We start from the raw sequence: 12,796 nt of genomic DNA on the forward strand, positions 1-12,796 counted from the left end.
TCCGGCGAGGAGATCACCATGCCCGTCACGCTCAACACCTCGGACCCGGATTTCGAGACCGGCTTTGCCGCCATGCTCGCCGCCAAGCGCGAGGATGCCGCGGACGTGGGCGACGCGGTGGCGGCGATCATCGCCCGGGTCAGGGCCGAGGGCGACGCGGCACTGGTCGAGCTGACCAACCGCTTCGACCGCACCGACCTGACCGCCGACCGCCTGCGCCTGACCGAAGGAGAGATCGACGCCGCCTGCGCCGCGGCCGACCCCGAGGACCGCGCGGCGCTGGAACTCGCCGCCCAGCGCATCCGCGCCTATCACGCACGGCAGATGCCCGAGGATGCGCGCTGGACCGACGAGACCGGCGCCGATCTCGGCTGGCGCTGGACGCCGGTGTCGGCCGCGGGGCTCTATGTGCCCGGCGGGCAGGCGAGCTATCCCTCGTCGGTGCTGATGAACGCGGTTCCCGCCCGGGTGGCGGGCGTGCCGCGGCTGGTGGTCTGCGTGCCCGCCCCCGAGGGGGTGCTGAACCCGCTGGTGCTGGCCGCCTGCCGCATCGCCGGGGTGGACGAGGTCTGGCGGGTCGGCGGCGCGCAGGCGATCGCGGCGATGGCCTATGGCACCCAGACGATGCAGGCGGTGAACAAGATCACCGGGCCGGGCAACGCCTATGTGGCCGCCGCCAAGCGGCAGGTCTTCGGGCGGGTCGGGATCGACAGCATCGCCGGCCCCTCCGAGGTACTGGTGATCGCCCAGGGCGCGCAGAACCCCGAGTGGCTGGCCCTCGACCTGCTGGCGCAGGCCGAACACGACGCCGACGCGCAGGCGATCCTGATGACGCCCGACCCGGCGCTGGCGATGGCGGTGGTGGCGGCCGTGCACCGCATCCTGCCCACCCTGCCCCGCGCCGCCATCGCTGGCGCAAGCTGGCGCGACCACGGCACGGTGATCGTGACCCGCGACCTGGCCGAGGCCGCCGCGCTGTCGGACCGGATCGCACCCGAGCATCTCGAGCTGTGCGTCGACGACCCCGAGGCGCTGGCCGCGCAGGTCCGCCACGCCGGCGCGATCTTCCTTGGCGGGTGGACGCCCGAGGCGGCGGGCGACTATGTCTCGGGGCCGAACCACGTCCTGCCCACGGCACGCTCGGCGCGGTTCTCGTCGGGGCTGTCGGTGGTGGATTTCCTCAAGCGCACCACGCTCTCGCGGCTCGATCCGGCCTCGCTCGGGGCCATCGGCCCGGCGGCGGTGCGGCTGGCCGAGGCCGAGGGCCTGGGCGCCCACGCCCGCTCGGTCGCCGCGCGGCTGGCGCAGGTGAACGGGTGAGCGCGACCGAACTCGTGGGCTTTGCCGCGGCGATCCTCGGCACGGTCTGCTGGCTGCCGCAGGTGGTCAAGACGTGGCGCAGCCGGGCGGTCGACGACCTCTCGTGGGCCACCAACCTGCTCCTGTTCGCCACGGTCACCATGTGGCTGAGTTACGGCTTGATCAAACGCGACGCGCCGTTGATCCTGTCGAACATCGTGGCGGTGCTCAGCATCGGCGCGATCCTTGTGGCCAAGCTGCGCTGGGGGCGCCGATGACCGAGACGCTTGCGAAATCCCGGCTGTTCCGGGTCGAGATCGACGACACCGCCCTGCCCCCCGCCACCCCCGAGATGGAGCAGGAGCGCCGGGTCGCGGTCTTCGACCTGCTCGAGGACAACTCGATCAGCCTGCCCGCGCGCGGCGAGGGCGCCGCGCCCGAAGGCCCCTATGCGCTGCTGCTCGCGGTGCGCGACCGCCGGCTGGTCTTCGACCTGCGGGCCGAGGACGAGGCGCCGGTGGCCGAGTTCCACCTGTCGATGGGCCCCTTCCGGCAGGTGGTGAAGGACTACTTCCAGATCTGCGAAAGCTACTTCGACGCCGTGAAGCGCCTGCCCCCGGCGCAGATCGAGGCGATCGACATGGCCCGCCGCGGCATCCACAACGAGGGCGCGCGGACCCTGCAAGAACGGCTCGAGGGCAAGGCGAGCGTCGACATCGACACCGCCCGGCGCCTCTTCACCCTGATCTGCGCGCTGATCGCGGATTGACCCGGGTGGGTGTGCCGGCCGATCCTGCTGCCTCGGCCGCGGCCGCCCCCGCGGGCCTCGCCGCGGAGGTGCGGTTCCCGGCCTCGGTGCTCTTCTGCTGCGATCACAACGCCATCCGCTCGCCCATGGCCGAGGGGATGATGAAGAAGTTCTACGGCCGCCGCGCCTATGTGCAGTCGGCGGGCGTCCACAACGACATGGAGATCGACGGCTTCGCCATCGCGGTCTGCCAGGAGATCGGCGTCGAGCTCTCGCGTCACCGCACCCGCAGCTTTGAGGAGATGCGCGACTGGGGCGACGATCTGGGTCAGTTCGACCTGATCGTGGCGCTGACCCCGGCCAGCCAGCGGCAAGCGCTCGAGCTGACGCGCAGCTATCACCTCGACGTGGAATACTGGCCGATCATGGACCCGACCGGGATGGCCGAAAGCCGCGAGGCGCGGCTGGGCGTCTATCGGCAGGTCCGCGACCATATCCGCAGCCGGATGCTGGCGCGCTTCGGCCCGGCGCTCGACCCAGAGCCCTGAACACCGAGCCCTGATCGGGCCGGAGGTCCGTCAGGGCCGCCAGTCGAGGAAATTGCCCAGCATCGCCAGCCCCAGCCGCTGCGACTTCTCGGGGTGGAACTGCAACCCCACGATGTTGTCGCGCGCGACGATCGCCGTGACCGGCCCGCCGTAATCGACGCTCGCCACGAGGTCGGCGGGGTCCGCCACCCGGAACTGCCAGCTGTGGACGAAATAGGCGTGCCCGCCCGCCGGGATGCCGGCGAGGATCGGGTGCGGTCGCGCGACCTCAAGGTCGTTCCATCCCATGTGCGGCACCTTGAGCGCCGGGTCGGCCGGCGTGATCCGCTCGACCCGGCCGCCGATCCACCCGAAGCCGGGGGTCGGTCGGTACTCCAGCCCCTCGTCGGCCAGCATCTGCATCCCCACGCAGATGCCGAGGAACGGGACGCCCCGCCCCATGACCGCCTCGGTCAGCGCCTCGAGCATCCCCGGTACCGCGTCGAAGGCCGCCCGGCAGGCCGGGAAGGCCCCGTCGCCCGGCAGCACGATGCGGTCGGCCGCCGCCACCACCGCGGGGTCCGAGGTCACCGTGACGTCCGCGCCCCGGTCGCGGCCGGCCAGCGCCACGGCCTTTTCGGCCGAGTGCAGGTTGCCGCTGTCATAGTCGATGATGGCGACGCGCATCGGACCTACAACGCGCCCTTGGTCGAGGGCAGCGCGTCGCCCAGCCGCGGATCGGGCTCGACCGCCTCGCGCAGCGCCCGCGCCACGGCCTTGAAGGCCGCCTCGGCGATGTGGTGGGCATTCAGCCCGTGCAGCAGGTCGACGTGCAGCGTCATGCCGGCGTGGGTCGAGAGCGCCTGGAAGAACTCGCGCACCAGCTCGGTGTCGAAGGTGCCGATCTTGTCGGCCGGAAACGGCAGGTTCCAGACGAGGTAGGGCCGCCCCGACAGGTCGAGCGCGGCGCGCACCAGCGTGTCGTCCATGGCGAGGTGAAAGCTGCCGTAGCGGCGGATGCCGCGCTTCTCTCCCAGCGCCTCGCGCAGGGCCTGGCCCAGCGCGATGCCGCAATCCTCGACCGAGTGGTGGTCGTCGATGTGCCGGTCGCCGTCGCAGTTGAGCGTGATGTCGATCAGCGCGTGGCGGGCCAGCTGGTCGATCATGTGGTCGAAGAAGCCGATGCCCGTGACGCTCTCGGACCGGCCGGTGCCGTCGAGATCGACGCGGACCTCGATCCGGGTTTCGTTGGTCTCGCGGGTGACGGTGGCGGTCCGGGGGGCGCGGCGCGGGTCCATGGCGGTGTTTCCTCGGCTGACGGTCGGTCCATGGTGAACGGGGCGGGCTTAGCCCATCCGCGCGATCGGGCGCAATGCGGTCGCGCGCGGGGCACTCGGGCGCAATGCATTGGGGCGCGCGGGCGCCAGCGCGCAGGTCAGGCGAGCCACAGCCCCTCGGCGCGCAGGCGCTTGCGGATCGCGCGCTCGGGCGGCAGCGGGCGCGCGCCCGCGAACATCGGGCGGATGCGGCTGCGGCCGAGGCCGGCGCGGATCAGGCGCTCGCCCGCCTCCCACCCGTCGATGAGGGGGGCGATCTCGGGCAAGGCGGCGAGCGCCTCGATCTCGGCCACGGCGCGGTCCGATTCGCGGGCGTAGAGCAAAGGCAGGCGGCGCCAGTGGCAGGTCACGTCGCCGTCCACCCCCGCCAGTTCCGGCCCCGGGCGGCCGCCGCCGAGGCTGTGGATCACCAGCGGCAGCACGATCTGGTCGAGCCACGGGTCGAGCGACTGGCAGGCCAGCGCCTCGCCCGGATCGTCGCGCACCGCCACCGCCCAGTCGCGGAAGCGCTGGCCGAACAGCGCGGGGTCGGCCCCGAAGAACCAGCCCGCGTTGAAGTAGAGGAACCGCTCCCAATGCTCGTCGGGCTGGGTGCGGTCGAGCGTGGGGGCGATGTCGAGCCCGAAGCGGTCGTAGAGCGAGGCCCAGATGTCGTGATGGCCCGGCCCGTAGAGCGGCGGGCTGGGCCACGTCCCGGTGCGGCGCATCGAGGCCGCGGGGCGGGCGAAGTCGAAGGGCACCGCGCCGAGGTCGCCGAGGATCAGCGTGTCGCTGTCGAGGAACAGGAACGGCCGTCCCGGCTCGAGCACGCCCAGCGCCTCGATCTTGTTGCCGTGCGGGTAGCTGGCGCCGAAGTCGCGGGCGACGAGCGGCCGGATCTCGGCGCCAAAGCCGGTGAGGGCGCCGCGGGCGGGGTCGCTCATGCGGGTGGCGCGGCCCGCCCACGCGGCCTCGGGCTGCGGCTCGGCGACGATCAGGCGGCCGGGGAAGCCCGGCGCATTGCGGCGCAGGCTGGCGGCGAGCAGCGCGGCCTGCCGGTCGATGCCGCCGGCCTGGGCGACGATGAGGATGTCGAAGGGGGTTGGGCGGGGGCGCTCTTCCGTGGGTCGGGGTGCCGTGCGGGCGGATGCGCGGGCCGGGGGCGTGGCGCTCGCGGGCGATCCGGCGTCTGCGGCGGGTTCGGCCTGCGGGGCGTTGCGCTCAGACGCCTTGGCCTGCGCGGCGGTGCGGAGCGCGTGGCGTTCGGCCTGACGCTGGGCCTTGTGTGCGGCCCGCTCGGCCTGCCGCGCTGCCCGGCGCGCGGCGCGCTCGGCCTCGGCGGCGGCCTTCCGGTCGGGGTTGGGCCGGGCGGTACGGTCGGGATCGTCGCTGCGGTTGGTCATGGCAAGCCCGTGGCGCGGCACCGTCCACCGGTCAAGCCGGATCGGTGCGGGATGAGACCACCAGGGGGAGGATGGTGGGCGACCCTGGAATCGAACCAGGCATGGGTCTCCCCGGCGGAGTTACAGTCCGCTGCCGCACCTTGCAGCACGTCGCCCGACGCCGGGGGTGATTAGCCGCGGGGCTTCGGGTGGTCAAGCGGTTTTGCGGCGGTGGTTGGAGCGTGGTGTGGCCTCACGTCCTCGAGCGGCGCCGCGGGGGCTGGCGGCGTTGTTGGGTGTCCCGTTTGGCGAGGGTCCAAACCCGACGGCGCGACCGGATGCGGAGGGTGGCTGCACCCGAGAAAATCCGTCCTGAGCGCATGGAGGACTTGAGACCGGGGCATCCAGAAGAACGGCGAACGAGAGGGTGGAAAGCCGGAGAGCCTGCGAACGAGCGAGCCGGTGCAATGGAGAGAGGGAGAGATGGAGCGATGAAGGGTTAGACAGCCACACAGCCCGAGACCCAAAGGGCCACAGAGCCAGCGATCAATCCCCCCGACCCCGCCCGACCTCCCGCACCGGCGCCACAAACACCACCGTTCACCCCTGCCCCTTGCGCCGCACCCCCGCGCGGGTGATCACGGGGCGGACAGGAGAGCCCATGACCAGACCCCCCGCCCCCCGCACCCCCGACGGCGCGCCGCGCAAGACCAAGAAGCCCGCCTGGGTGATCGACAAGGAACGCGCCCGGCGCGCCTCGGCGGCCGAGACGGTGTGGCTCTTCGGCCTGCACGCCGTGCGCGACGCGCTGTTGAACCCCAACCGGACCCGGCTGCGGCTGGTGCTGACACGCAACACCGCCGGGCGGCTCGAGGACGCGCTCGCCGCCTCGGACATGACGCCCGAGATCGTCGATGCGCGGGTCTTCGACCGCGAGGTGCCGCTCGACCCCGGCAGCGTCCACCAGGGCGCGGCGATCGAGGTCAAGCCGCTCGGCTGGGGCGCGCTCGACACGGTCGCCGCCGAAGGGGGCGGCGCGGGGCGGGCGCTGGTCGTGGCGCTCGACCGCGTCACCGATCCGCACAACGTCGGCGCCATCCTGCGCTCGGCCGAGGTGTTCGGCGCCCGCGCGGTCATCGCGACCGCCCGCCACGCCGCGCCCGAGACCGGGGCGCTGGCCAAGACCGCCTCGGGCGCGCTCGAGCGGCAGCCCTATCTGCGGGTCACGAACCTCGCCGACGCGCTGATCGCGCTGAAGGAGATGGGCTATACCGTCATCGGCCTCGACGGCACCGGCACCGAGACCCTGCCCGAGGCGCTCGCCGCGCTGCCGGGGCGGGCGGTGTGCCTCGTCCTCGGGGCCGAGGGGCCGGGGCTGCGGGACAAGACGCTCGAGACCTGCGACCGGGTGGTGCGCATCCCCTTTGCCGCGGATTTCGGCTCGCTCAACGTCTCGAACGCGGCGGCGGTCGCGCTTTACGCGGCGGCGACCGGCTGAGGCGCTGTTGCGCGGACGCAGCACGGGCGGTCACAACTGGGCGACGGGAGGGCCGCGCGCATTGCGACGAAAGTCGCGGGATGCCACATCGACCTCATGTCCCGCCCTTGCCCGAAACGCCTCCCGATGTCCGTGCGCCGCCTCTCCCTCGCCCCCCTCGCGCTCGCGCTGAGCGCCGCCCTCGGCCTCGCGGCCGGGCCGGTCTGGGCGCAGACGGCGGTCGGCGGGATGGACGTAGTCAGCCTGCGCGACAGCGGCCGGGCGATTGCCGGCGACGATGCGATCTCGACCCATTGGCGCGGCCGCGAGTGGAGCTTCGCCAACGAGGCGAATCGCGCCACCTTCGAATCGAACCCCTCGGCCTATGCGCCGGGCTTCGGCGGCAACTGCCCGGTGGCGCTGTCCGAGGGCGCGCGGCGCCCGGGCCTGCCGGATTTTCCGGTGGTGATCGGCGGGCGGCTTTATCTCACCAGCAGCGGCGCGGCGCAAAGCGCGATGCGGGCCGATCCCGACGCCATCCTGGGCCGGGCGGCGACCGCCTGGGCCAATCTCAAGAACTGAAAATCACGAAACCGCGAGAGGTCTGGAACCGCAGGCCGGTGATGCGCATTTACATCGGGAACACGGACCACGGAACGGTCCTGTTCGGATCACTGTCCCTCGTTCCGCGACTCGCGCCCGGTCTCTGACCGGGCGTTTTTTTTTGGCCTCGCCGGTCAGGCCGCGGCGGCGCGCTGGAACGCCGGACGCCGGCGGCGGGTTCGGCTGGCAGAACCATGAGGGACACCGCCATGACCGCCCAATCCGTCACCGCTGCCGACATCGCCCGCATCGCCCGCGAGACCCGCGCCATCGCCGTCGTCGGCCTGTCGCCCAAGCCCGAACGGCCGAGCCACGGGGTCGCCCGCTTCCTGCAGTCCCAGGGCTACCGCGTCGTCCCGGTGAACCCCGGCCACGCCGGCCAGACGATCCTGGGCGAGACGGTCTATGCCACGCTTTCGGACATTCCGGCCGAGGCCGGGATCGACATGGTCGACATCTTCCGCCAGTCCGACGCCGTGCCCGCCATCGTGGACGAGGCGCTCTCGGCGCTGCCGGGACTGCGCACGATCTGGATGCAGCTCGGCGTGAGCCACGCCGCGGCGGCTGCCAAAGCGCAGGCGGCGGGCCTGACGGTGGTGCAGAACCGCTGCCCGGCCATCGACTTTCCGCGCGTCGGCCTCTGAGCGGCCCTGCGAGCGCCGGGCATGACGCAGCGGCGCTTTTGGCCTTTTCAACGCCTCTCGCGCTTGTATAGTCCGGGCCCATGACCCGGACCCTGCCCCTTGCCACGTCCCGTTCCGCCGGCGCCCAGCCGGGCGCGCGGGCCGTGCTGCGTCTCCGCGGTCTGCTGCTTCTTACGCTGCGCTGAGCGGGTCCGCCGGGCCGCCGCTCGAGCCAGCGCAGCGCCCGGCCCCCCTCACTGACCGACGCAGCCAGGATGCCCCCCATGACCGATTCCGCCACGCCCGCCCGTGACGCCACCCAGACCCGTGACGCCAGCCGGGTGCTGATCTTCGACACCACCCTGCGCGATGGCGAGCAGTCGCCGGGCGCCACCATGTCCCACGCCGAGAAGCTCGAGATCGCCCAGATGCTGGACGAGATGGGCGTGGACATCATCGAGGCCGGCTTCCCCATCGCCTCGGAAGGCGACTTCGCCGCCGTCTCCGAGATCGCGAAGCAGGCCCAGACCGCGGTGATCTGCGGCCTCGCGCGCGCGCAACTGCCCGACATCGACCGCTGCTGGGAGGCGGTGCGCCATGCGCGTCGCCCGCGCATCCACACCTTCATCGGCACCTCGCCGCTGCACCGGGCGATCCCGAACCTCGACATGGACCAGATGGCCGAGCGGATCCACCAGACGGTGAGCCATGCGCGCAACCTGTGCGACAACGTGCAGTGGTCGCCCATGGACGCCACCCGGACCGAGCATGACTATCTGTGCCGGGTGGTGGAGATCGCCATCAAGGCCGGCGCCACGACGATCAACATCCCCGACACCGTGGGCTACACCGCCCCGCGCGAAAGCGCCGAGCTGATCCGCATGCTGCTCGAGCGGGTGCCCGGCGCCGACGAGATCATCTTCGCCACCCATTGCCACAACGACCTGGGGATGGCGACCGCCAACAGCCTCGCCGCGGTCGTGGCGGGCGCGCGGCAGATCGAGTGCACGATCAACGGCCTGGGCGAGCGCGCCGGCAACACCGCGCTGGAAGAGGTGGTGATGGCGCTCAAGGTGCGCCACGACATCATGCCCTTCACCACCGGCATCGACACCCGCAAGATCATGGGGCTGTCGCGCCGCGTGGCGCAGGTCTCGGGCTTCCCGGTCCAGTTCAACAAGGCCATCGTCGGCAAGAATGCCTTTCTGCACGAGAGCGGCATCCATCAGGACGGGGTGCTGAAGAACGTCGAGACGTTCGAGATCATGCGCCCCGCCGACATCGGCCTGAACGAGGCCAACATCGCCATGGGCAAGCACTCGGGCCGCGCGGCGCTGCGCGCCAAGCTGGCCGATCTGGGCTATGAGCTGGGCGACAACCAGCTCAAGGACGTGTTCGTGCGCTTCAAGGCGCTGGCCGACCGCAAGAAAGAGGTCCACGACGACGACCTGATCGCGCTCATGCAGGACAGCATGGCCAACACCGACACCGACTATCTGCAGGTCCGCAAGCTGCGGGTGGTCTGCGGCGGCGGCGAGCCGGCGATGGCGACGCTGACGATGGTCGTGGGCGATGCCGAGCGGACCGAGACCCGGCAGGGCGACGGGCCTGTCGACGCGGCCTTCAACGCGGTCGATGCGATGTTCGACCATCACGCGACGCTGCAGCTCTATCAGGTCCACGCGGTGACCGAGGGCACCGACGCGCAGGCCACCGTCTCGGTGCGGCTGGAGGAGGACGGGCGCATCGCCACGGGTCAGTCGGCGGACACCGATACGATCCTCGCGTCGGTCAAGGCCTACACGGGCGCGCTGAACCGGCTGAAGGTGCGGCGCGAAAAGACCGCGCCGGACAGCGACGCCAAGCAGGTGTCGATGTATTCGCACTGAGCGGAGCCGGGCACGGGGGTTGCCTCCGTGCCCGGCCGACGCTGTGTGAAAGGCTTTGGTGGCCTCAGTGACCGTTGAACGGGGCGACGTTGAGCCCTCCGTTCGGCACCGCGGACGCCTCGATGCGCCCGCCCGGCCTTGGATCAAGGCGAACGCTGCCCCTCGCGGGACAGCGTTACCCCTCACCCCAGCCGATAGTTCGGGCTCTCGCGCGTGATCTGCACGTCGTGGACGTGGCTCTCCTTCAGCCCGGCGCCGGTGATGCGGACGAACTCGCAGCCGCGGCGCATCTGCTCGACCGTGGCGCAGCCGGTATAGCCCATCGCCGCGCGCAGGCCGCCGACGAGCTGGTGGATCACCGCCGCCGCCGGGCCCTTGTAGCTGACCTGGCCCTCGATCCCCTCGGGCACCAGCTTGTCCGAGGCCGCGTCCTTCTGGAAATACCGGTCCGCCGAGCCGCGCGCCATCGCGCCGAGCGAACCCATGCCGCGATAGGATTTGAACTGCCGGCCCTGGTAGAGGATCACCTCGCCGGGGCTCTCGTCGGTGCCGGCGATGGCGCTGCCGACCATGGCGCAGGCAGCGCCCGCGGCGATCGCCTTGGCGAAGTCGCCCGAGAACTTGATCCCGCCGTCGGCGATGATCGGCACGTCGCCCGCCCCCGCCACCGCGTCCATGATCGCGGTGAGCTGCGGCACGCCCACGCCCGCGACGATCCGCGTGGTGCAGATCGAGCCCGGCCCGATCCCGACCTTGACCGCATCCGCCCCCGCATCGACCAGCGCCCGGGCCGCCTGCGCGGTGGCGACGTTGCCGGCGCAGATCTGCTGGCCCGGATAGGCCGCGCGCAGCCGCGCCACGGCCTTGGAGACACCCTCGGAGTGGCCGTGCGCGGTGTCGATCACCACCAGGTCCACGCCCGCCTCGATCAGCGCCACGCTGCGCTCGAACCCCTCGTCCCCGACGGTCGAGGCCGCCGCCACCCGCAACCGCCCGCGCTCGTCCTTGCAGGCGAGCGGGTTCAGCACCGACTGCTCGGTGTCCTTGAGCGTCAGAAGCCCGGTCAGCGCCCCGGCGTCGTCGGTGATGAGCAGCTTCTCGATCCGCCGCGCCTTCATCAGGCTGATCGCCTCGTCCCGGTCGGCGGGCTCGCGCAGGATCGCCAGGTTGTCGCGCGACATCATCACCCGCACCGGCGTCCGGTCGTCGCTGGCGAAGCGCATGTCGCGGTTGGTCACGATGCCGACCACACGGCCCTCGGCATCGACCACCGGAAAGCCGGTGACGTTGAAGCGCGCCCGCAGCGCCTTGGCGTCGGCGAGCGTCTGGTCGGGGCTCAGCGTGATGGGGTTGTAGACGATCCCGCTTTCGAACCGCTTGACGCGGCGGACCTCGTCGGCCTGCTGCTCGGTCGTCAGGTTACGGTGGATGACGCCCAAGCCCCCCGCCTGCGCCATGGCGATGGCCATGCGGCTTTCGGTCACCGTGTCCATCGCCGACGAGATCAGCGGGATGTTCATCGGGATCGAGCGGGTGACGTAGGTGGTGGTGTCGGCCGTGGACGGCATCACGTTCGACGCCGCTGGAACCAGAAGAACGTCGTCGAAGGTCAGCGCCTCGCGAATCTGCATGGGATGCAATCCTGTCAGGGGTTCGTTTGGCAGTTCCCCCTTTCACGGGACGCCGGGAAAGTCCAGCGCGGCCGAAGCGTCCCCGCTCAGGCGATGGCGGCGTTGGTCCGCGCGGCCAGGCGCCCCTGCGCCCAGGCCTTGAGGACGAGGAACAAGATCGGCAGCACCACCAGCGTCGCCAGGACGAGCGTCCCGCCGGCGACCAGTCGATGGCTCTCGGTCGGGACCGCGCGCCACAGCGTCACCCACAGCCCGGCGGTCGCGGCGAGCGGAAAGGTCAGCGCCCCCCAGAGCGGCGAGAACCCGTCGGCGAGCAGCCAGCGCCCGCCCACCGCCAGCGCCAGCACGCCGGCGAGCGCGGCCCAGGCGAAGGCGGTGCCCGCGCCGGTCCAGCCAAGCCCCAGCGCGACCGTCCCGAACAGCGCCACCGGCGCGAGGTGGATGGCGAGCATCGGCCGCAGCGGCGGCGGGACACGCATTTGGGCCGCCTGCGCGAGGCTCAGCCCCCAGATCACCAGCGCGGCGGCGAGGCTCGGCCAGAACAGCCAGCCGGCGAGGCCCGGCCACCCGAGCACGAGCGCGGCGCGGGCCGCGACGATCCAGCCGGTGAAGCCGAGGTGGAAGGCGGGCGTCACGCGCCGCTGCTCGGCCGGGCCGCGGCGCAAGACGCTGACCAGCACCGCCAGATAGGCCGCGTGCAGCAGCATGGTGGCGATGAGCAGCCCGCGGCCCAGCCCCGGCGCCGCCATCACCCCGATCAGCGCCGCGAGCAAATAGAGCGACAGCACCCCCGCCGCGACCCCGGTGCGGCCCGGCAGGACGGTCAGCTCGTCGGCCAGCACCGCGGGGCGGCGGATCAGCTTGACCGCATAGGCCGTCACCGCAAAGAGCCCAAGCGCCACCGCCATCCCCGCCCCCATCTGCGCCAGCCCGAGCGGCAGGCCAAAGGCCCCCGCCCCGCCCAGCCACGCCAGCGCCAGCGCCAGCGTGCCGAGAATCGGCGGGAACATCGCGGGCGGCGTGCGCCGCCACAGTCCGGGCGGCACGGGGCGGGGCATGGCGAAATGCAGGCGGTCGCGTGTCATGGCGCCATTCTGCCCAAAGCTGCGGCGCTGACCAGCCACCGCGTCGGCCCGAGCGTTGCGCCCGCGCCACGCAACCCCCGCCCGTTCCATGCAACGCTGCGTCATTTCGCCGACGTGATTGACCCAAGCCCCCCCTCTGCCCCTAGCTTGCACCCGACGGCCGCCGACCTGCGGCCTGAGGGAGGACATCCTGAAACATACCTTAACCGGCGCCGC

The 12,796-nt window shown here is 72.0% G+C and carries 13 protein-coding genes and 1 tRNA gene; 8 read left to right on the plus strand and 6 right to left on the minus strand.

What is annotated here, in order from left to right:
* Nucleotides 1-18: 18 nt before the first annotated feature.
* The 4 genes from hisD to BLW17_RS00950 all read left to right on the plus strand — a co-directional run bounded on the left by hisD (nt 19) and on the right by BLW17_RS00950 (nt 2,595).
* The gene (gene hisD / locus BLW17_RS00935) at nt 19-1,320 is read left to right on the plus strand and encodes a histidinol dehydrogenase (RefSeq protein WP_036735246.1); all 1,302 of its coding nucleotides are present in this window, start codon (nt 19-21) and stop codon (nt 1,318-1,320) included.
* Nucleotides 1,317-1,577, plus strand: a complete 261-nt coding sequence (locus BLW17_RS00940) for a SemiSWEET family sugar transporter (RefSeq protein WP_036705355.1) — start codon at nt 1,317-1,319, stop codon at nt 1,575-1,577. The genes hisD and BLW17_RS00940 overlap by 4 nt, the downstream gene beginning before the upstream one ends.
* Nucleotides 1,574-2,068: a UPF0262 family protein gene (locus BLW17_RS00945; protein WP_036705353.1), complete on the plus strand. Its 495-nt coding sequence runs from the start codon at nt 1,574-1,576 to the stop codon at nt 2,066-2,068. Before BLW17_RS00940 ends, BLW17_RS00945 begins: the two co-directional genes overlap by 4 nt.
* Nucleotides 2,069-2,136: 68 nt before the next feature.
* Nucleotides 2,137-2,595, plus strand: coding sequence for an arsenate-mycothiol transferase ArsC (locus BLW17_RS00950; RefSeq protein ID WP_036705358.1), 459 nt, complete (start codon nt 2,137-2,139; stop codon nt 2,593-2,595).
* A gap of 30 nt (nt 2,596-2,625) precedes the next feature.
* On the opposite strand, the gene hisH is transcribed toward BLW17_RS00950, so the two are convergent.
* The 4 genes from hisH to BLW17_RS00970 all read right to left on the minus strand — a co-directional run bounded on the left by hisH (nt 2,626) and on the right by BLW17_RS00970 (nt 5,449).
* A complete protein-coding gene (gene hisH / locus BLW17_RS00955) occupies nt 2,626-3,261 on the minus strand; it encodes an imidazole glycerol phosphate synthase subunit HisH (RefSeq protein ID WP_036735243.1) in 636 nt (211 codons plus the stop codon).
* Between the two features lie 5 nt (nt 3,262-3,266).
* Nucleotides 3,267-3,872 carry an imidazoleglycerol-phosphate dehydratase HisB gene (hisB, locus tag BLW17_RS00960; RefSeq protein ID WP_036735241.1) on the minus strand — a complete coding sequence of 202 codons (606 nt, stop codon included), beginning with the start codon at nt 3,870-3,872 and terminating at the stop codon, nt 3,267-3,269.
* A 137-nt stretch (nt 3,873-4,009) separates the two neighbouring features.
* Nucleotides 4,010-5,293, minus strand: coding sequence for a hypothetical protein (locus BLW17_RS00965; RefSeq protein ID WP_083388316.1), 1,284 nt, complete (start codon nt 5,291-5,293; stop codon nt 4,010-4,012).
* 72 nt (nt 5,294-5,365) lie between these two features.
* A tRNA-Tyr gene (locus BLW17_RS00970) sits at nt 5,366-5,449 on the minus strand.
* A gap of 484 nt (nt 5,450-5,933) precedes the next feature.
* Between BLW17_RS00970 and rlmB the strand changes: the two genes are divergently transcribed.
* The 4 genes from rlmB (at nt 5,934) to BLW17_RS00990 (ending at nt 9,864) form a co-directional block, all read left to right on the plus strand.
* Nucleotides 5,934-6,770, plus strand: a complete 837-nt coding sequence (rlmB, locus tag BLW17_RS00975) for a 23S rRNA (guanosine(2251)-2'-O)-methyltransferase RlmB (protein WP_074825974.1) — start codon at nt 5,934-5,936, stop codon at nt 6,768-6,770.
* A 132-nt stretch (nt 6,771-6,902) separates the two neighbouring features.
* Complete coding sequence (locus BLW17_RS00980) at nt 6,903-7,331, plus strand: YHS domain-containing (seleno)protein (RefSeq protein ID WP_211656918.1); 429 nt, start codon at nt 6,903-6,905, stop codon at nt 7,329-7,331.
* Nucleotides 7,332-7,561: 230 nt separating this feature from the next.
* Nucleotides 7,562-7,996: a CoA-binding protein gene (locus BLW17_RS00985; protein ID WP_036735115.1), complete on the plus strand. Its 435-nt coding sequence runs from the start codon at nt 7,562-7,564 to the stop codon at nt 7,994-7,996.
* Nucleotides 7,997-8,259: 263 nt separating this feature from the next.
* Entirely contained in the window at nt 8,260-9,864 is a 1,605-nt protein-coding gene (locus BLW17_RS00990) for a 2-isopropylmalate synthase (RefSeq protein ID WP_052176522.1), read from the plus strand.
* 182 nt (nt 9,865-10,046) lie between these two features.
* Here BLW17_RS00990 and guaB read toward each other — a convergent pair whose 3' ends face one another.
* Nucleotides 10,047-11,495, minus strand: coding sequence for an IMP dehydrogenase (guaB, locus tag BLW17_RS00995; RefSeq protein ID WP_036705309.1), 1,449 nt, complete (start codon nt 11,493-11,495; stop codon nt 10,047-10,049).
* A gap of 86 nt (nt 11,496-11,581) precedes the next feature.
* A complete protein-coding gene (locus BLW17_RS01000; protein WP_036735117.1) occupies nt 11,582-12,580 on the minus strand; it encodes a TDT family transporter in 999 nt (332 codons plus the stop codon).
* Nucleotides 12,581-12,796 lie beyond the last annotated feature (216 nt).

Origin of the sequence: Paracoccus sanguinis (genome assembly GCF_900106665.1) — a bacterium.
Classification (GTDB): Bacteria; Pseudomonadota; Alphaproteobacteria; order Rhodobacterales; family Rhodobacteraceae; genus Paracoccus; species Paracoccus panacisoli.

Coding starts and splice junctions, on each gene's coding strand:
- BLW17_RS00945 (WP_036705353.1), top strand. CDS start 1,574: ATGACCGAGACGCTTGCGAAATCCCGGCTGTTCCGGGTCGAGATCGAC.
- BLW17_RS00985 (WP_036735115.1), top strand. CDS start 7,562: ATGACCGCCCAATCCGTCACCGCTGCCGACATCGCCCGCATCGCCCGC.
- BLW17_RS00965 (WP_083388316.1), bottom strand. CDS start 5,293: ATGACCAACCGCAGCGACGATCCCGACCGTACCGCCCGGCCCAACCCC.
- guaB (WP_036705309.1), bottom strand. CDS start 11,495: ATGCAGATTCGCGAGGCGCTGACCTTCGACGACGTTCTTCTGGTTCCA.
- hisH (WP_036735243.1), bottom strand. CDS start 3,261: ATGCGCGTCGCCATCATCGACTATGACAGCGGCAACCTGCACTCGGCC.
- hisB (WP_036735241.1), bottom strand. CDS start 3,872: ATGGACCCGCGCCGCGCCCCCCGGACCGCCACCGTCACCCGCGAGACC.
- hisD (WP_036735246.1), top strand. CDS start 19: ATGCCCGTCACGCTCAACACCTCGGACCCGGATTTCGAGACCGGCTTT.
- BLW17_RS01000 (WP_036735117.1), bottom strand. CDS start 12,580: ATGACACGCGACCGCCTGCATTTCGCCATGCCCCGCCCCGTGCCGCCC.
- BLW17_RS00990 (WP_052176522.1), top strand. CDS start 8,260: ATGACCGATTCCGCCACGCCCGCCCGTGACGCCACCCAGACCCGTGAC.
- rlmB (WP_074825974.1), top strand. CDS start 5,934: ATGACCAGACCCCCCGCCCCCCGCACCCCCGACGGCGCGCCGCGCAAG.